The 17,001-nt window shown below is 63.3% G+C and carries 17 protein-coding genes; 11 read left to right on the plus strand and 6 right to left on the minus strand.

All coding sequences use genetic code 11. The features are described from left to right. Positions 1-61 precede the first annotated feature (61 nt). From DMX06_RS15880 to DMX06_RS15890, 3 genes are all read right to left on the minus strand, one after another. Positions 62-4,093 (minus strand): hemagglutinin repeat-containing protein, encoded by a 4,032-nt coding sequence (locus DMX06_RS15880; RefSeq protein WP_181427841.1) that lies wholly within the window; start codon positions 4,091-4,093, stop codon positions 62-64. A 231-nt stretch (positions 4,094-4,324) separates the two neighbouring features. Continuing rightward, entirely contained in the window at positions 4,325-4,888 is a 564-nt protein-coding gene (locus DMX06_RS15885) for a L,D-transpeptidase family protein (RefSeq protein WP_110738358.1), read from the minus strand. 20 nt (positions 4,889-4,908) lie between these two features. Continuing rightward, positions 4,909-5,463 carry an NUDIX hydrolase gene (locus DMX06_RS15890; protein ID WP_110738359.1) on the minus strand — a complete coding sequence of 185 codons (555 nt, stop codon included), beginning with the start codon at positions 5,461-5,463 and terminating at the stop codon, positions 4,909-4,911. 137 nt (positions 5,464-5,600) lie between these two features. On the opposite strand from DMX06_RS15890, the gene DMX06_RS15895 reads away from it, so the two are divergent. From DMX06_RS15895 to purT, 5 genes are all read left to right on the plus strand, one after another. Further along, positions 5,601-6,200, plus strand: a complete 600-nt coding sequence (locus tag DMX06_RS15895) for a CoA pyrophosphatase (protein ID WP_110738360.1) — start codon at positions 5,601-5,603, stop codon at positions 6,198-6,200. A gap of 42 nt (positions 6,201-6,242) precedes the next feature. After that, positions 6,243-6,767 carry a gamma carbonic anhydrase family protein gene (locus DMX06_RS15900; protein ID WP_110738361.1) on the plus strand — a complete coding sequence of 175 codons (525 nt, stop codon included), beginning with the start codon at positions 6,243-6,245 and terminating at the stop codon, positions 6,765-6,767. Then, a complete protein-coding gene (locus tag DMX06_RS15905) occupies positions 6,757-6,954 on the plus strand; it encodes a DUF1289 domain-containing protein (RefSeq protein WP_110738362.1) in 198 nt (65 codons plus the stop codon). Before DMX06_RS15900 ends, DMX06_RS15905 begins: the two co-directional genes overlap by 11 nt. A gap of 142 nt (positions 6,955-7,096) precedes the next feature. Then, a complete protein-coding gene (locus DMX06_RS15910) occupies positions 7,097-7,564 on the plus strand; it encodes a VUT family protein (protein ID WP_050704194.1) in 468 nt (155 codons plus the stop codon). Between the two features lie 119 nt (positions 7,565-7,683). Then, the gene (purT, locus tag DMX06_RS15915; protein ID WP_110738363.1) at positions 7,684-8,865 is read left to right on the plus strand and encodes a formate-dependent phosphoribosylglycinamide formyltransferase; all 1,182 of its coding nucleotides are present in this window, start codon (positions 7,684-7,686) and stop codon (positions 8,863-8,865) included. 78 nt (positions 8,866-8,943) lie between these two features. Here the strand turns inward: purT and DMX06_RS15920 are convergent, their stop codons facing one another. From DMX06_RS15920 to DMX06_RS15930, 3 genes are all read right to left on the minus strand, one after another. Next, positions 8,944-10,248: an MFS transporter gene (locus tag DMX06_RS15920; RefSeq protein WP_110738364.1), complete on the minus strand. Its 1,305-nt coding sequence runs from the start codon at positions 10,246-10,248 to the stop codon at positions 8,944-8,946. A gap of 242 nt (positions 10,249-10,490) precedes the next feature. Further along, positions 10,491-11,678 (minus strand): transporter associated domain-containing protein, encoded by a 1,188-nt coding sequence (locus DMX06_RS15925; protein ID WP_110738365.1) that lies wholly within the window; start codon positions 11,676-11,678, stop codon positions 10,491-10,493. 9 nt (positions 11,679-11,687) lie between these two features. Continuing rightward, positions 11,688-12,497 carry a cytochrome C assembly family protein gene (locus DMX06_RS15930; protein WP_050704198.1) on the minus strand — a complete coding sequence of 270 codons (810 nt, stop codon included), beginning with the start codon at positions 12,495-12,497 and terminating at the stop codon, positions 11,688-11,690. Positions 12,498-12,838: 341 nt separating this feature from the next. Between DMX06_RS15930 and ffh the strand changes: the two genes are divergently transcribed. The 6 genes from ffh to DMX06_RS15960 all read left to right on the plus strand — a co-directional run bounded on the left by ffh (position 12,839) and on the right by DMX06_RS15960 (position 16,990). Then, complete coding sequence (gene ffh, locus DMX06_RS15935; protein WP_050704199.1) at positions 12,839-14,215, plus strand: signal recognition particle protein; 1,377 nt, start codon at positions 12,839-12,841, stop codon at positions 14,213-14,215. A 231-nt stretch (positions 14,216-14,446) separates the two neighbouring features. Next, positions 14,447-14,698, plus strand: coding sequence for a 30S ribosomal protein S16 (rpsP, locus tag DMX06_RS15940; protein ID WP_011535318.1), 252 nt, complete (start codon positions 14,447-14,449; stop codon positions 14,696-14,698). 5 nt (positions 14,699-14,703) lie between these two features. Next, a complete protein-coding gene (gene rimM / locus DMX06_RS15945) occupies positions 14,704-15,240 on the plus strand; it encodes a ribosome maturation factor RimM (RefSeq protein WP_110738366.1) in 537 nt (178 codons plus the stop codon). A gap of 3 nt (positions 15,241-15,243) precedes the next feature. Beyond that, on the plus strand, positions 15,244-15,996 hold the full coding sequence (trmD, locus tag DMX06_RS15950) for a tRNA (guanosine(37)-N1)-methyltransferase TrmD (RefSeq protein WP_028691588.1): 753 nt from the start codon (positions 15,244-15,246) through the stop codon (positions 15,994-15,996). A gap of 42 nt (positions 15,997-16,038) precedes the next feature. Continuing rightward, positions 16,039-16,389, plus strand: coding sequence for a 50S ribosomal protein L19 (gene rplS, locus DMX06_RS15955; protein ID WP_011535315.1), 351 nt, complete (start codon positions 16,039-16,041; stop codon positions 16,387-16,389). A gap of 190 nt (positions 16,390-16,579) precedes the next feature. Continuing rightward, on the plus strand, positions 16,580-16,990 hold the full coding sequence (locus DMX06_RS15960) for an acyl-CoA thioesterase (protein ID WP_110738367.1): 411 nt from the start codon (positions 16,580-16,582) through the stop codon (positions 16,988-16,990). The last annotated feature ends 11 nt before the right edge of the window (positions 16,991-17,001 follow it).

Here is a 17,001-nt window from a genome sequence, read left to right on the forward strand (position 1 = left end):
TTCAGGGTTGGATGGGGCAGTGCAGCGGCTGGTGGGCCGCTGCTTGTGAGGTGTTCGTGCCTCAGTGCTTGCGGCCCTGCTCGATCTGCGAGACGTACTCGGTGGTGGTGTCGTGGCCACTGCTTTCGTACGGCTTGCTGTTGCCTTCACCCTTGCCATGGAACAGGCTGGTGAAGAAGTCGACCGCACTCTTTGTCAGGCCCCCAGGCGTGAGGTCTACGTTGACCTTCGTATCCTTCTGATAGTCGCGGCCGCTGAGGTTCTGTCGGGTAATGCTGCTCCCGGCGTCGACCTTGCCATCGCTGGCCTGCACTTTGGCGCCGACCAGATGGGTTGTGCCCCCGACGTCCAGGTCGATGCCCTGGGTGCCGGAGAGGGTGGTCTGTTGTGTGACGGTATCGTCCAGCTTCCTGGAGAGGCCTCCCTTGATTGCCGGTGTGACCTTGTCGGTGACCGTGCTCCAGAGCGCACCGACGATTTCGCCGATGTCGCCTTTGTCGAAGGCGTCCGCCAGTGATGGCTTGGTATCACCGGAAGCGTCTGCGGCGTCTTTCTGGTTCAATTTGATATCGACATTGAGGGTCTTGGCGTCAGTCTGGTTCTTGCGACTCGCCACCAGCAGATCGCCACCGATTTCGCCTGCGACATGATGGGCTTCGACCTGGGCACCTTGGATGCGGGTATCGCCTTTGCTCTGTAACTCGACCATGTCGGCGCGCAGACGGCTGTCGCTCCAGGTCGTGTTGTTGCGCGTGTCCAGGTCAAGCTTGACCAGGGCGTTCGCGCTCCCCAGTCCTATTGCTGAAAGCTTGGCTCCGGCGCCGAGGGTGACCTCGAGGTTGTCGCGTTGTTCGGTGTTGTCCGCGGCTTCGATCAACACGCCACCATTGCGGGCCTCCAGGCCGATCTTCCGAGCACTGGCCTGCAACCCTTGCACGTTGAGGGCAACATCATTGCTGGCCAGGCTTGTGAGCTGCACCGCCCCGTTGCTGTCGAACGTCGCGCCGACGGCCGTACGCTTTTCCTGGCTGGTCCGGCCAAAGGTGCCTTCAGCGCCCAGGCCGCCACCCGCAGCGCTCCCCGAGCCATCCAGTTTGCCACCCCAGGTACCGCCCACCTTGGTTTCGGTATCGCCGGCTGCGGCCACGGTCAGCAGGCCCTCGCTGTGCAGCGTGATATCGCCGGTGGCCGCGGTGCCGCTACCGATGCGTGTTCCCTCCAGACGCAGGTCGCCATGGCTGGAAAGCCCAACCTCACGCTTGCTGTCGATTTGCGCTACTCGCGCCTTGCTGTTCTGAGTTTCGTGCGTGTGGCGTTTGAGAGTCCCCTGCGCCCCTCCATTGGCTCCGATCAGATTGACACCCGCTTTCAGCGCCAGGCCTGCGTCCAGTGTCGTGGTTTTCTCCACGGTGCGGTCATGAGCAGCCGCTAGGGTCAGGTCACCTTGGCTATCCAGGCGGACCGCACCCTCGCCGCCGTCGATGCGGGTGCCCTCGTAATGACCGTTACCCGTGAGCGCAACCTGAACACCGTGCTTGCCCTGCAGGCTGCCGACGCGGGCTACCGTGGTTTCCTTCAGGTTCGCCTCGGAGCCACCATGGCCTTCAAGCTTGCCGTTGATATCCGACAAGGTTTTGCTATCCAGGCGCAGGCTACCGCCTGCATTGACCTGGCTTGTCTCGCTGGTGGTCCGATCACTGGCAGCCAGCATCTGGTGCTCGCCAGCCTCGATCTGAAGGACACCCGCCTTGGCATTGTATTCGGTGCCCTCATCCTTGATGCTGTCATAGGCCTGGACGATGACACGGCTTGCGTCGAATGAGCTGACTTGCGCGGTGCTGGTGGTATCCCGCTGCTTGAGCGACTGGTGCTCCAGGGCCAGCTTCGCCTCCAGGTTAGGCTTTTGCGAATCGTTGAGCGTGGATTCGGCTTTCTGCCCTGTAGCCAACTGGCGCAAATGGTCGAAGGCGTATTTGGCGCGATCTGTGACGTATGCATAGTCGACACTGGCACCCAGGCCTCCATCCCACTTGCTCAGGAGGGTCTCGCGTACCGTTGTGTCGGCTGCCGCACGGTTGTCGATCGTGTCAGCATTTATTTCCAGCGATCCTTGCGCCTGTACCTGGGCGGCTGAGGTAACCAACCTTGCGGCATCGATCTTCATGTCACCGCTGGACTTCAGCACGCTGCGTTGAGCTGTGGACTGGCTTTGGAGCTTGACGGTCGGGCCATGATAGCCGTCGATGCTCACGCCGATACGCTCGGTCCCGATGGTGGCGCTCAACGCCGCGCCGCGGGTAGTGTCCAGGGTGTGCCTGCTCTCGTTATCGTAGGCCGCTGCAAGTTCGATGTCGTTGGCGTTGGCGGTGAGATTGCCGGCATTCGCCTGAACGTCGGAGCCCTTGATCGTCAGCTTGCGAGCACTGGCCAAGGAAACGGTACCAGCACTGATCGCGCTCGCCACCTGGCGAGTCGATGCTGTCTTTTCATCCTTGTGCAAATGCTCGTAACCGATTTTCGCGGAATACTGGTTTGAATCCGTTGCAGTTTCCCCAGCGCTGGCAACGAAGTCGCGAACGCCGGTGATGCGATGGCTATGGTCGTTTTCCTCGGCGCTTTCAATGGTCAAGTTGCCCTTGGCGTCCAGCTGGAGGTGGTGCTTGGCATTGAGGTGGGAGCCACTGATCTGCATGTCACTGCCGGCATGCGCAACCAGTTTGTTACCCTTGAGCGTGCTGGCTTTGACCTGTTCTGTGTGCGAGGTGCCGTCAGTGTCTGTGCGGTCCAGGTAAATGCTGTGGCTGTGCTGCTCCTTGGTATCGCGGGTTTCCAGGCCGGCGCCGATCGTCATCTTGTCGCCACTGCGTAGGTTCAGGGTGTTACCTGCTTCAAGCTGTGCGGCGGTCAGCGTCAGGTCATTACCTGCCAGCAGGTCCAGATTGTCCTGCGCCACAAGGCGACTGCTCACCATCTTGCGATCGGTGGTCTCGGTAATGCCCTTGCGGCTTTCGGTGGTGACGAACCAGCTCTGCTTCGCCCAATCGACGGGATCGCTCTGCAAGGTTTCACGGGTGACGGTATCGAGGGTGAGGTTCTTGCCAGCGTTGAGCTCGATTTGCCGGCCCTTGCCATTGGCCGCATTGAACTGCAAGTCGTGCGCAGCGCTCAGCGCCAGCTTGCCGTTGCTGCTGGTGAGGTTGGCCTGAATTAGTTCGTCGCCTTGTACCGCCAAGTTACCGGCCGACTGGATGCTCAGGTCACCACGTTCCGCGTGGAGGTTCATGCCACCAATCTGCACACCCGCGCCCTCGGCAGTGCTCACGATGCGGATCTGACCGGCGCGCATCGAGCCGAGCAGGCTGGCGTCAATGGATCCGGATACGCCAGGCAGATGCTGCAGCACTGTGCGGCTTTCGGCATCGACGGTATTACGTCCGACGGTGAGGTTCAGGTTGTCCTTGGCCAGCAGCAAACCTTTGGCATCGATACGTGGGGCGATAAGCTCCAAGGCGCCTTCGCTATTGCTCAGGCCACGCCCCAGCACATTAAGGGCGCCGCTGGCATCACGGCTGTCGAGATGTTTGACCAGCCCATCCTGGACGTGCGCATTACCCACCACGAAGCCGGCGCGGGTCGTATTGATGAAGCTGCCGCCGTTGACCGTGATGCCGTTGGGATTGGCGAGCAGGTAATCGGCTTTCTGCCCGAAGATTTCCTGCGCGCCTTCGATTCTCGAGGCGTTCTGGCTGATGACCTCGTTGAGGATGGTCGAGGCGGCCTGGCCTTGGAATTGCGGATTGGCGCCCAGATGGCCAGCCAGTTGCGATTGCCCGGCTTGCAGGGCGTTGTTCAGCACCAGGCCTTGCTTGCCCACGTTGTAGTCGAGGAACTGGTTGTGCGACAGGCCGCTGGCATTGGGGGCAACGATATCGATCACCGGAACGCCGTGGCCATTGTCGATGATCGGGGTACCGCCAGGGCCCGGCGCCGGGGTCAGGGCGCCTTGCGCCTGGACCTGGGTGCTGCCCAGCAGGGCGAGAAAGACAGCCCAGCGTAAAGTGTCGGGACTGGTCTTGGGGGCAGGTATTTGCATGAGAACCTCGCAAGTGATGTACGAAATCGAGCAATCATTTGCGGGAATTTTAAGAAGACTAGTAGTGGCATTTATGTGGCTCAATGCCATCGCTTTGTAGGAAGGAATGCCACTTAACATGTAGGAAAAGTGAGCGGCGAAACACGGAAACGGAGTTTGAAGTCGAAAGAGAAAGGCCTGCCCTGCGTGAGCAAGACAGGCCTTCGTCGTAATCAGATACTGTCGAAAGGATCAGGGCCGGATTTCGATCAACGTGCCGTCCTTGACCATGCTCCACACCTCGCGCATATCGTCGTTGCGCATGGCGATACAGCCCTCGGTCCAGTCGAGGGTGTGGAAGTACCATTCGGGGTATTCCTCGTTGATCGGCGTGCCATGGATCATGATCATGCTGCCGGCAGCCACGCCTTCGTTGCGTGCCTTGGCGGCATCGGTGATGTTCGGGTAGGAGATGTGCATGGCCAGGTTGTAGCGGTCGCTGACCTTGCGCCAGTCCAGCCAGTACAGGCCTTCGGGGGTCTTCTTGTCGCCCTCGCGCTGCTTGGCGCCCTTGGGCTGCTTGCCCAGGGAAATGCGGTAGGTCTTGAGCGGCTCGCCGCGGCTGATCAATTGCAGGCGGCGTTCGGACTTGATCACCAGCACCTTGTCGATCAGCCGCTCCTGCTGGGCGCTGCCAGCGGCGGGCTGGACCGGCGACGGCACGGCCGACGGCGTCTTGCGGATGATGGTCTCGGTGAAGGCGGCTTGCGACACCGAGGCGACACTGAGGCAGAAGAGGGCAAGCAGCCAGCGCATGAAACCGTATCCCTGAAGACTTAAGTGGTGGGCGACGAAACGTTCATCGGCGGCAGGTATTCATGGCCTATCGGGTAGTGCTGCCTGATGCGGTCGCGATAATAGCATTCTAGTGTGCGTGTGACGGTGCGGAAAGCCAGCTCACGCCAGGGGATCTCGTGTTCCTCGAACAGGCGCACCTCCAGGCTCTCGACCCCCACGGCGAAGTCCAGGTCGGCCAGTTCGGCGCGAAAGAACACATGCACCTGATTGATGTGCGGCAGGTCGAACAGTTGGTACAGGCTCATGTCGGCGACCCGGGCGCAGGCTTCCTCGACGGTTTCGCGACGGGCGGCGGCGTCCAGGGTCTCGCCGTTCTCCATGAACCCGGCGGGCAGGGTCCAGAAGCCCCGGCGCGGCTCGATGGCGCGCCGGCACAGCAGCACCTGGGAACCCCAGGTGGGCAGCACCCCGGCGACGATGTTGGGGTTCTGGTAGTGGATGGTCTGGCAATGGTCGCAGACATACCGCAGGCGGCTGTCGCCTTCGGGGATCCGCTGGGTGACCGGTTGGCCGCACGCGCTGCAGAATTTCATGCTTACATTCATTCCAATGGGGTCGGACTATCTTGGCGCGCCCGGCCCGCCCACCGCAAGCGGCCTGCGGGCGGGGCTTGGGTGCCTCGCGGCTTTGGTGCATCATGCACGGCAGGCCTTGGACACGAGAGTGCGTAATGCTGGACGAGCTTCTTCGCCGAATGAGCAACCATACCCCCGCGTCACTGGAGACGGATCGTCGTTTCCCCGAAGCGGCGGTGCTGCTGCCCATTACCCGCAGCGAAGAGCCGGAGCTGGTGCTGACCCTGCGCGCCAAGGGCCTGTCGACCCACGGCGGTGAAGTTGCCTTCCCAGGCGGTCGACGCGATCCGGAAGACCCCGACCTGGTGTTCACCGCCCTGCGCGAGGCCGAGGAAGAAATCGGCCTGCCGCCCGGGCTGGTCGAGGTGATCGGGCCGCTCAGCCCGGTAATTTCGCTGCACGGCCTGAAGGTGACACCGTTCGTCGGTTTGATCCCCGACTATGTTGAGTACCGCGCCAACGACGCGGAAATTGCCGCAGTGTTCACCGTGCCGCTGGAGTTCTTCCGCCAGGATCCCCGCGAGCACACCCACCGCATCGATTACCAGGGGCGCAGCTGGTACGTGCCCAGCTACCGTTACGGCGACTACAAGATCTGGGGGTTGTCGGCGATCATGATCGTCGAGCTGGTCAACCTGCTGTTCGATGCCGGCATCAGCCTGCACCACCCACCCGAGCGTTTCATCAAGAACTGAGCGGGGCACACCCCGCCGGCTTCAAACCGTGAGGAGCGATACATGAAATTCCGCCTGGGCGACCTGCGGGTCGAAACCCATCCCGAGAGTTGGACCGCGCCCAACGCCACCCTGATCGGCAAGGTCCGCCTGCAGGCTCGCGCCAGCGTGTGGTTCGGCGCGGTGCTGCGCGGCGACAACGAGCTGATCGACATCGGCGAGGACAGCAATGTCCAGGACGGCACGGTGATGCACACCGACATGGGTTCGCCGCTGAACATCGGCAAGGGCGTGACCATCGGCCATAACGCCATGCTGCATGGCTGCAACGTGGGCGACTACAGCCTGATCGGCATCAACGCGGTGATTCTCAATGGGGCGCGTATCGGCAGGCACTGTATCATCGGCGCCAACGCGCTGATCCCGGAAGGCAAGGAAATCCCCGACGGTTCGCTGGTGATGGGCTCGCCGGGCAAGGTGGTGCGTGAACTCACCGAGCAGCAGAAACGCATGCTCGAGGCCAGCGCCGCGCACTACGTGCACAACGCCCAGCGCTATGCGCGCGAGCTGGTGATCGATGAAGACTGACGAACGGCCCGTGGCCTCGCCCTGCGTCAGCATCTGCGCGCTGGACGAGCAGGATATCTGCACCGGGTGCCAGCGCACGGTGGACGAGATTACCCGCTGGGGGCGGATGGACAACGAGCAGCGCCGGGAGGTGCTGAAGAAGTGCCATGAGCGGGCGCTGGCGGCCGGGCTGATCATCGGATCGTAGAATCTGCGTGGGCATCTTCGCGGGTAAACCCGCTCCCACAGGGATCGCACCCCTCCTGTGGGAGCGGGTTTACCCGCGAAGAGTCTGGCGTTGACTTTAAATTCAAGTACTCTGTGCGGCTGGCCCACCGAACACACAGACCATGTTCTATCTCATCGCCTACATCAGCAGCGTGGTGCTGATCAACTACGCCTTCTCCAGTGCGCCGCACCTGGACGTGATCTGGTCTGCCTGGGGCGGGCTGGTGTTCATCCTGCGCGACATGGTGCAGACCCGCTACGGCCACGGTGCGCTGCTGGCCATGCTGGTGGCGCTGGTGCTGTCCTACGCGACGTCGGAGCCGGCCATCGCCCTGGCCAGCGCCACCGCGTTCTTCGTCTCCGAACTGATCGACTGGCTGGTGTTCAGCGTCACCCGCCGGCCCCTGCGCGACCGCCTGTGGCTGAGTTCGGCGCTGAGCATCCCGGTGGACACCTTCATCTTCTTCGGCATGATCGGCGCGTTGACGCCCGCAGTGATCGGCACGGCGCTGGCCTCGAAATTTGCCGGGGTGACGGCGGTGTGGTTGATCATGGCCTGGCGGGCACGGCGCGCGGCGCTGGCCGGCTGATCGTCGTCGCTGCTATCGCGGGGCAAGCCCGCTCCCACGGAATCTTGTAGAATACCGGTCCATTTTTCAGCGGGCGGCAGCCAGCGTGGCGCGGCCCCGGACGCCTTCGAGGACCTGAAATGACCCGTATCGGAACCCCATTGTCGCCCACCGCGACCCGTGTACTGCTGTGCGGCTGCGGCGAGCTGGGCAAGGAAGTGGTGATCGAGCTGCAGCGCCTGGGCGTCGAGGTGATTGCCGTGGACCGTTACGCCAACGCGCCGGCCATGCAGGTCGCGCACCGCAGCCACGTGATCAACATGCTCGACGGTGTCGCCCTGCGTGCGGTGATCGAGGCCGAGAAGCCGCACTACATCGTGCCCGAGATCGAGGCCATCGCCACCGCCACCCTGGTCGAGCTGGAAAACGAAGGCTTCAACGTGGTGCCTACCGCCCGCGCCACCCAGCTGACCATGAACCGCGAAGGCATCCGCCGCCTGGCGGCCGAAGAACTCGACCTGCCGACTTCGCCGTACCACTTCGCCGACACCTATGAGGACTACGCCAAGGCCGTGGCCGACCTGGGCTACCCGTGCGTGGTCAAGCCGGTGATGAGTTCCTCGGGCAAGGGCCAGAGCCTGCTGCGCGGCGACGATGACCTGCGCAAGGCCTGGGACTACGCCCAGGAAGGCGGCCGCGCCGGCAAGGGCCGGGTGATCATCGAGGGCTTTATCGACTTCGAGTACGAGATCACCCTGCTGACCGTGCGTCATGTGGGCGGTACCACCTTCCTCGCGCCGGTCGGCCACCGTCAGGAGAAGGGTGACTACCAGGAGTCCTGGCAGCCCCAGGCCATGAGCCCCAAGGCGCTGGCCGAGTCGCAGCGCGTGGCCCAGGCAGTCACCGATGCGCTGGGCGGGCGTGGCCTGTTCGGCGTGGAGCTGTTCGTCAAGGGCGACCAGGTGTGGTTCAGCGAGGTCTCGCCGCGTCCGCACGACACCGGCCTTGTGACCCTGATTTCCCAGGACCTGTCGCAGTTCGCCTTGCATGCCCGGGCCATTCTCGGCCTGCCGATCCCGGTGGTGCGCCAGTTCGGCCCGTCGGCTTCGGCGGTGATCCTGCCGCAAGGCCAGTCGCAGCAGACCAGCTTTGCCAACCTCGGCGCCGCCCTGAGCGAGCCGGATACCGCTATTCGCTTGTTCGGCAAACCGGAGATCAACGGCACCCGCCGCATGGGCGTGTGCCTGGCGCGCGACGAGTCGGTCGAGGCGGCCCGGGCCAAGGCGACCCGTGCTTCGCAGGCGGTCAAGGTCGAGTTCTGATCTGAAACGATCGCGGGGCAAGCCCGCTCCCACGCCAGTATCAGTCTGGCGTGGGAGCGGGCTTGCCCCGCGATTGATTCAAAGCTCGGTATTACGTGTCTCTTTCAGGCACAACACGGCAATCAGACTGATCACCGCCGCCACCGACACATACCCCCCCACCCAGCTCAATCCCCCCATGCTCACCAGTTTCTGGGCAAAGAACGGTGCCGCCGAGGCGCCGACGATGCCGCCCAGGTTGTAGGCCGCCGAGGCGCCGGTGTAGCGCACATGGGTCGGGAACAGCTCGGGCAGCAGCGCGCCCATCGGCGCGAAGGTCACCCCCATCAGGAACAGCTCGACGGCCAGGAACAGCGCCACGCCGGTGGTCGAACCCGAGGTCAGCAGCGGTTCCATGGTGAAGCCCGAGGCGATCGCCAGCAGGCCGCCGACCACCAGCACCGGCTTGCGCCCGTAACGGTCGCTGAGCCAGGCCGACAGGGGTGTGGCCAGGGCCATGAACACCACCGCGAAGCACAGCAGGCCGAGGAAGGTCTCGCGGCTGTAGCCCAGGGTGGTCACGCCATAGCTGAGCGAGAACACCGTGGAGATGTAGAACAGCGCGTAGCACACCACCATGGCCGCGGCGCCCAGCAGGGTCGGCAGCCAGTAGCGGGCGAACAGGTCGACCACCGGCATTTTCACCCGCTCATGACGGGCCACCGCCTTGGCGAACACCGGGCTTTCCTCCAGCTTCAGGCGCACGTACAGGCCGACCAGCACCAGCGCCGCGCTGAGCAGGAACGGAATGCGCCAGCCCCATTCGCGGAACTGCTCGTCGCTGAGCACCAGGGCCAGGGTGAGGAACAGGCCGTTGGCGGCGAGAAAGCCGATCGACGGGCCAAGCTGCGGAAACATGCCGAACCAGGCACGCTTGCCCTGCGGGGCGTTCTCGGTGGCCAGCAGCGCCGCGCCGCCCCATTCGCCGCCCAGCCCCAGGCCCTGACCGAAGCGTAGCAGGCAGAGAATGATCGGCGCCCAGACGCCGATGCTGTCATAGCCGGGCAGCACGCCGATCAGCGTGGTAGACACGCCCATCAGCAGCAGCGAGGCGACCAGCGTCGACTTGCGCCCGATACGGTCGCCGAAGTGGCCGAACAGCGCCGAGCCCAGCGGGCGGGCAAGGAAGGCGATACCGAAGGTGAGGAAGGCCGCGAGCATCTGCGCGGTGCCGGAGCCGGACGGGAAGAACACCGGCCCGATCACCAGCGCGGCGGCGGTGGCGTAGACGTAGAAGTCGTAGAACTCGATGGCGGTGCCGATAAAGCTGGCGGTGGCCACCCGGGCCGGCGAGTTGACCGGTGTTGCCGAGGCAGGTTCGGCGTAGGTGCTGCTGGTAGTCATGCGAAGGTCCCTGACAGTCATGCTCCATGGGGCACGGCCCATGTGACGGGCACACGGGAGCCGGAGCGTATTGTTGTTGGTCGCGCGACTGACGATAGCCCAGGGGATAGGCGGTGAGCGGTTGCTGTTCGGGGTGCTGAAGCAGGACCGCGGGGCGTGTCAGTGGTGCGGACTGGCCGTCGGACGCCGGGTGCGGGTAGCGGGCGGGACGGCAGGGCTGGGTAAGCGTGACCCGAGTATAGCTAGCGAGTCAGTGTCCAGACCAGTACCTTGGTGGCGCAATTATCCTCGGTTTCGAGGATTTCCAGCCGATATCTGCCAATTTTCAGGCAGACCGCGCTTGCTGGGATGCTTTCCAGGGCCTCGGTGACCAGGCCGTTGAGGGTTTTCGGCCCGCCGTCGCAGGGCAGGTGCCAGCCCAGGGTACGGTTGATCTCGCGTAGCGAGGCCGTCCCTTCGATGACGAAGCGGCCATCGGGCTGGGGATGGACATGAGGGTTGTCCAGGCTCTGCTCGTCCTCGAACTCGCCGACGATCTCCTCAAGGATGTCCTCCAGGGTGACGATGCCGAGCACCTCGCCGTATTCGTCCACCACCACGCCCATGCGCCGCTGCTGCTTGTGGAAGTTCAGCAGCTGCATCTGCAGCGGTGTGCTTTCGGGGACGAAGTAGGGCTCGTAGCAGGCTGCCTGAAGCTTCTCCGGGGTAAGTTCGGCCCGTGGCAGCAGGTGGCTGATCAGCTTGGTGTTGAGTACCGCTTCGACCTGGTTGATGTCGTTATGGTAGACCGGCAGGCGGGTGTGACGGCTGACGATCAGTTGCTCGATGATGCGCTCGATGGGGTCGTCGAGGTTGATGCCGTCGACTTCGTTGCGTGGCACCAGGATGTCGTTGACGGTGATCTTGTCCAGTGCCTGCAGGCCTTCCAGCAGGCCGTGGCGGGCGCTGTCGACCGGGCCGTCCTCGTCGAAGTCGTCGTCTGCCTGCGGGTGCAAGGCCACCGCGGTGGGCTGCACGCGGAACGGGCGCAGGATCAGCCTGGCGCAGCCATCGAGCAGGCAGCCCAGCGGCTGCAGCAGCGCCAGCGGCCATTTCAGCAGGTTGCCGCCCAGGCTCAGGAAGGCGTGCGGGTCGCGGCGGGCCAGGCGGCGCGGCAGGTAGTCGGCGAGCACCAGCAGGGTGAAGGTGGCACCAAGGCCGGCCAGCCAGAAACCGTGTTCACCGTCGTAGCGCTGGCCGATCAGGCAGGCCAGGCCCAGTACCAGCAGCTTGCCGAGGCTGGCGCCAAGCACCAGTCCCTGGGCGGGGAGGGTGGAATCGCCCTGGCCGTTGGCTTGCTGGCGGGCGCTGTCGACCGCGGTGAACAGCGCCGACCACAGCAGCGCCAGTGCGATGATGCCGAGCAGCGGGGCGTACGGCAGGGTGTCCATGGGCGGCCGTCAGATATGCAGGATGAATTCGCGGACCAGCTTGCTGCCGAAATAGGCCAGCATCAGCAGGCAGAAGCCGGCCAGGGTCCAGCGGATCGCCTTGTGGCCACGCCAGCCGAGGCGGGTGCGGCCCCACAGCAGCACGCTGAACACGACCCAGGCCACACAGGCCAGCAGGGTCTTGTGCACCAGGTGCTGGGCGAACAGGTTGTCGAGGAACAGCCAGCCGGAGATCAGCGACAGCGACAGCAGCACCCAGCCGGCCCAGAGGAAACCGAACAGCAGGCTTTCCATGGTCTGCAGCGGCGGGAAGTTGCGGATCAGCCCGGACGGGTGCTTGTGCTTGAGCTGGTGGTCCTGCAGCAACAGCAGCAGGGCCTGGAACACGGCGATGGTGAACAGGCCGTAGGCCAGGATCGACAGCAGGATATGCGCGAGGATGCCGGGCTCTTCGTTGATCAGCGGTACCGTGCCAGGTGGGGCGAACTGGGCCAGCAGCGCGGTCACCGCGCCGAGCGGGAACAGCAGCACCAGCAGGTTCTCCACCGGGATGCTCAGGCAAGCGAGCAGGGTCAGGCCGATCACCGCCACGGCGATCAGGCTGGCGGCACTGAAGAAGTCCAGGCTCAGGCCCAGGGGCGTGATCAGCTGGAAGAACAGGGCGCCGCCCTGGGCGACCACCGCCAGCGTGCCGAGCAGGCCCAGCAGCCGTTTGTCGGCGCGGGCGCCACGGGCCAGTCCGGTGGCCTGGTAGACGGTCGCGGCCAGGTAAAGGAAGGCAGCGAGCAGATTGGGGATGAGGCTGGGTGAAGAGAACATAAGTCCTGGCAGGCAAGCCCTAAAGGGACGGAGTTTGGCATAGATCGCGGTGGGCAAGGAAGACCAGCAAGCCTTGCTCCGGTGCCTGGCGAGCGACTTGTACCCCATATGCCGGCCTCTTCGCGGGTAAACCCGCTCCCACAGGGGCGTGCGCGATCTCTGTGGGAGCGGGTTTACCCGCGAAGAGGCCGGCATGGTCACCGAATATCCAGAGGGGCTGCTCCAAGGTGTGCGCCGCCGCCGCTCTCCGCTATAATCGCCGCCTTGCTCTGCCCGGCGCGTGTACATGTTCACCTGGGCATCTGAAAAACCTCGGCTTCACTGGGCCTGAAAGGATCACCATGTTCGAAAACCTGACCGACCGCCTGTCACAGACGCTGCGCCATGTCACCGGCAAGGCCAAGCTGACCGAAGACAACATCAAGGACACGCTGCGCGAAGTGCGCATGGCCCTGCTCGAGGCCGACGTCGCCCTGCCGGTGGTCAAGGATTTCGTCAACAGCATCAAGGAACGCGCGGTCGGTACCGAAGTGTCGCGCAGCCTGACCCCGGGCCAGGCCTTCGTGAAGATCGTCCAGGCCGAGCTGGAAAGCCTGATGGGCGCGGCCAACGAAGAGCTGACGCTCAACGCCGCGCCACCCGCCGTGGTGCTGATGGCCGGCCTGCAGGGCGCCGGTAAGACCACTACCGCCGGCAAGCTGGCGCGTCACCTGAAAGAGCGCAAGAAGAAGAGCGTGATGGTGGTGTCGGCCGACGTCTACCGTCCGGCGGCGATCAAGCAGCTCGAAACCCTGGCCAACGACATCGGCGTGACCTTCTTCCCGTCCGATATCAGCCAGAAGCCGGTGGCCATTGCCGAGGCGGCGATCCGCGAGGCCAAGCTCAAGTTCATCGACGTAGTGATCGTCGATACCGCCGGTCGCCTGCATGTCGATGCCGACATGATGGACGAGATCAAGGCCCTGCACGCTGCGGTCAAGCCGATCGAAACCCTGTTCGTGGTCGACGCGATGACCGGCCAGGACGCTGCCAACACCGCCAAGGCCTTCGGCGACGCCCTGCCGCTGACCGGCGTGGTGCTGACCAAGGTCGACGGCGACGCCCGTGGCGGTGCCGCGCTGTCGGTGCGCGCCATCACCGGCAAGCCGATCAAGTTCATCGGCATGGGCGAGAAAACCGAGGCCCTGGAACCGTTCCACCCGGATCGTATCGCCTCGCGCATTCTCGGCATGGGCGATGTGCTCAGCCTGATCGAGCAGGCCGAGCAGAACATCGACAAGGCCAAGGCCGACAAGCTGGCCAAGAAGCTGAAGAAGGGCAAGGGCTTCGATCTCGAGGACTTCCGCGACCAGCTGCAGCAGATGAAGAACATGGGCGGCCTGGGCGGCCTGATGGACAAGCTGCCGAGCATCGGTGGTGTGAACCTGTCGCAGATGGGCAATGCCCAGGGCGCGGCCGAGAAGCAGTTCAAACAGATGGAGGCGATCATCAACTCCATGACGCCGGCCGAGCGTCGCGACCCCGACCTGATCAGCGGTTCGCGCAAGCGCCGCATCGCCCTCGGCTCCGGCACCCAGGTGCAGGACATCGGTCGCTTGATCAAGCAGCACAAGCAGATGCAGAAGATGATGAAGAAATTCTCCGCCAAGGGCGGCATGGCCAAGATGATGCGCGGCCTTGGCGGGATGCTGCCAGGCGGCGGCATGCCAAAACTGTAAAAGAATCCGGTGGGCTTCCTTATATGAGGAAGCCCGCCAGCCCCCGCTCCGGCGGGATCATGGCCGCCTCAAAGTGGCCCAAACCGGCAGGACTGAGCGGCAGGCCCCGGCCTTGCCGAAAAAGGCATTTGCAAATGTCCGTGTATTCCCCGAGAATATGCGGCCTTTTGGGCACCCGTGTGCCCATTGGGCATTCAGTTTTGCAGCACCGACTATAGGAACGATGTTCACATGGTAACCATTCGTCTGGCCCGTGGCGGCTCGAAAAAGCGCCCATTCTACCACCTGACCGTGACCAACTCGCGTAACGCCCGTGACGGCCGTTTCGTTGAGCGCGTTGGCTTCTTCAACCCGATCGCATCGGGCGCCGAAGTCAAGCTGTCGGTCAACCAAGAGCGCGTCACCTACTGGCTGAGCCAGGGCGCACAGCCGTCTGAGCGCGTTGCTCAGCTGCTGAAGGAAGCTGCCAAGGCTGCAGCCTGAGCAGTATGAACGCGACGCCAGAAATGGCTGACGACCTCATCGTCGTTGGCAAGATTTTTTCGGTTCACGGCGTTCGCGGCGAGGTGAAGGTGTATTCCTTTACCGATCCGATTGAAAACCTGTTGGATTATCCGCGCTGGATGCTTCGGCATGAAGGCAAGGTAAAGCAGGTCGAGCTGGTCAGCGGTCGTGGCTCCCAGAAGGGCCTGGTCGTGAAGCTCAAAGGCCTCGATGATCGTGATGAAGCCCGTCTTCTGAGCGGTTACGAAATCTGCATTGCGCGGAGCCTTTTGCCCAACCTGGCAGCCGACGAGTACTACTGGTACCAGTTGGTGGGCCTGAAGGTCATCAATCAGGACGAACAGCTGTTCGGCAAGATCGATCACCTGTTGGAGACCGGCGCGAACGATGTAATGGTGGTCAAACCCTGCGCAGGCAGCCTGGATGATCGCGAGCGTCTGTTGCCCTATACCGGGCAGTGCGTGCTGGCAATCGACCTGGAAGCAGGCGTGATGCGGGTTGAGTGGGATGCGGACTTCTAGACGATGGGTAACCTTCGCGTAGATGTCATCACGTTGTTCCCCGAGATGTTCTCGGCCATCACGGAGTACGGCATTACCAGCCGCGCGGTGAAACAGGGGTTGCTGCAAGTGACCTGCTGGAACCCGCGGGACTACACCACAGATCGCCACCACACCGTGGATGATCGGCCGTTTGGCGGTGGTCCGGGCATGGTGATGAAGATCAAGCCTCTGGAAGACGCCCTGGTTAGCGCCAGGCAGGCGACCGGAGCATCGGCAAAGGTGATCTACCTTTCGCCACAAGGCCGCAAGCTGACACAGCAGGCGGTCAAAGGCCTGGCCGAACAGGAATCGTTGATCCTGATCGCCGGTCGTTATGAAGGCATCGACGAGCGCTTTATCGAGGCTCATGTCGATGAGGAGTGGTCGATTGGCGACTATGTGCTTTCCGGTGGCGAGCTGCCGGCCATGGTACTGATCGATGCGGTTACACGGCTGCTGCCCGGAGCTTTAGGGCATGTGGACTCGGCGGAGGAAGACTCTTTCACCGACGGTCTGCTGGATTGCCCGCACTACACCCGACCTGAGGTGTATGCGGATCAGCGTGTTCCCGACGTGTTGCTAAGTGGCAACCATGCACATATCCGGCGTTGGCGGATGAAGCAGTCCCTTGGTAGGACCTTCGAACGACGCGCCGATCTTCTGGAAAGTCGCTCGCTTTCTGGAGAAGAGAAGAAGCTGCTCGAGGAATACATCCGCGAGCGGGACGATAGTTAAACGTATCGATGGTGGATCAAGTATCCATCTTAGGAGCACAGCATGACCAACAAGATCATCCAGCAGCTCGAAGCCGAGCAGATGAGCAAAGAGATCCCGACCTTCGCACCAGGCGACACCGTTGTCGTCCAGGTTAAAGTGAAGGAAGGCGACCGCTCGCGTCTGCAGGCGTTCGAAGGCGTCGTTATCGCCAAGCGTAACCGCGGTCTGAACAGCGCCTTCACCGTGCGCAAGATCTCCAGCGGCGTTGGCGTAGAGCGTACCTTCCAGACCTACAGCCCGCAGATCGACAGCCTGGCCGTGAAACGTCGTGGTGACGTGCGTAAAGCCAAGCTGTACTACCTGCGCGACCTGTCCGGCAAAGCCGCTCGCATCAAGGAAAAACTGTCCTGAGTACAGTTTGCCTGGCGGCCTAGGCCGCCTTGCGAGAAAAAAGCAGCCTTCGGGCTGCTTTTTTGCATTTTGCGATTTGTGTTGGCTGCTTCGCGGGTAAACCCGCTCCCACAGGTTCATCGCCTTCTGTGGGAGCGGGTTTACCCGCGAAGCAGGCGACCTTGCTTTCAGACTTTGCGATGTGAATCCCATGACGACGCCCCGAGACCAGGAAATCCAGCGCCGCACCGAGCTGTCGGTGACCCGCGTGACCAAGGCGGTGTTCCCCAACACCACCAACCACCACAACACACTATTCGGCGGCACCGCCCTGGCATGGATGGACGAAGTGTCGTTCATCGCCGCCACCCGTTTCTGCCGGTTGCCGCTGGTGACCGTGTCCACCGACCGCATCGACTTCAAGCACCCGATCCCGGCCGGCTCGATCGTCGAGTTGGTGGGCACGGTGATCAAGGTCGGCAACACCAGCCTGCAGGTGCAGGTGGATGTGTTCGTCGAGAACATGTACCTCGATGGCCGCGAGCGGGCGATCCATGGCGTGTTCAGCTTTGTCGCCATCGACGAGGACAAGCGCCCGGTGCCGGTGCTGCCGTTGGCCTGATTGCCGGGCCA

Origin of the sequence: Pseudomonas mosselii (assembly GCF_003205295.1) — a bacterium.
Lineage (GTDB): Bacteria > Pseudomonadota > Gammaproteobacteria > Pseudomonadales > Pseudomonadaceae > Aquipseudomonas > Aquipseudomonas mosselii_B.

Excerpts from the sequence above, each read along its gene's own strand:
- DMX06_RS15885 (WP_110738358.1), bottom strand. The coding sequence starts at position 4,888 with ATGCGCTGGCTGCTTGCCCTCTTCTGCCTCAGTGTCGCCTCGGTGTCG.
- DMX06_RS15910 (WP_050704194.1), top strand. The coding sequence starts at position 7,097 with ATGTTCTATCTCATCGCCTACATCAGCAGCGTGGTGCTGATCAACTAC.
- rimM (WP_110738366.1), top strand. The coding sequence starts at position 14,704 with ATGAACGCGACGCCAGAAATGGCTGACGACCTCATCGTCGTTGGCAAG.
- DMX06_RS15880 (WP_181427841.1), bottom strand. The coding sequence starts at position 4,093 with ATGCAAATACCTGCCCCCAAGACCAGTCCCGACACTTTACGCTGGGCT.
- DMX06_RS15890 (WP_110738359.1), bottom strand. The coding sequence starts at position 5,463 with ATGAAATTCTGCAGCGCGTGCGGCCAACCGGTCACCCAGCGGATCCCC.
- DMX06_RS15895 (WP_110738360.1), top strand. The coding sequence starts at position 5,601 with ATGCTGGACGAGCTTCTTCGCCGAATGAGCAACCATACCCCCGCGTCA.
- DMX06_RS15905 (WP_110738362.1), top strand. The coding sequence starts at position 6,757 with ATGAAGACTGACGAACGGCCCGTGGCCTCGCCCTGCGTCAGCATCTGC.
- DMX06_RS15960 (WP_110738367.1), top strand. The coding sequence starts at position 16,580 with ATGACGACGCCCCGAGACCAGGAAATCCAGCGCCGCACCGAGCTGTCG.
- trmD (WP_028691588.1), top strand. The coding sequence starts at position 15,244 with ATGGGTAACCTTCGCGTAGATGTCATCACGTTGTTCCCCGAGATGTTC.
- rplS (WP_011535315.1), top strand. The coding sequence starts at position 16,039 with ATGACCAACAAGATCATCCAGCAGCTCGAAGCCGAGCAGATGAGCAAA.
- DMX06_RS15920 (WP_110738364.1), bottom strand. The coding sequence starts at position 10,248 with ATGACTACCAGCAGCACCTACGCCGAACCTGCCTCGGCAACACCGGTC.
- purT (WP_110738363.1), top strand. The coding sequence starts at position 7,684 with ATGACCCGTATCGGAACCCCATTGTCGCCCACCGCGACCCGTGTACTG.
- ffh (WP_050704199.1), top strand. The coding sequence starts at position 12,839 with ATGTTCGAAAACCTGACCGACCGCCTGTCACAGACGCTGCGCCATGTC.
- DMX06_RS15900 (WP_110738361.1), top strand. The coding sequence starts at position 6,243 with ATGAAATTCCGCCTGGGCGACCTGCGGGTCGAAACCCATCCCGAGAGT.
- DMX06_RS15925 (WP_110738365.1), bottom strand. The coding sequence starts at position 11,678 with ATGGACACCCTGCCGTACGCCCCGCTGCTCGGCATCATCGCACTGGCG.
- DMX06_RS15930 (WP_050704198.1), bottom strand. The coding sequence starts at position 12,497 with ATGTTCTCTTCACCCAGCCTCATCCCCAATCTGCTCGCTGCCTTCCTT.
- rpsP (WP_011535318.1), top strand. The coding sequence starts at position 14,447 with ATGGTAACCATTCGTCTGGCCCGTGGCGGCTCGAAAAAGCGCCCATTC.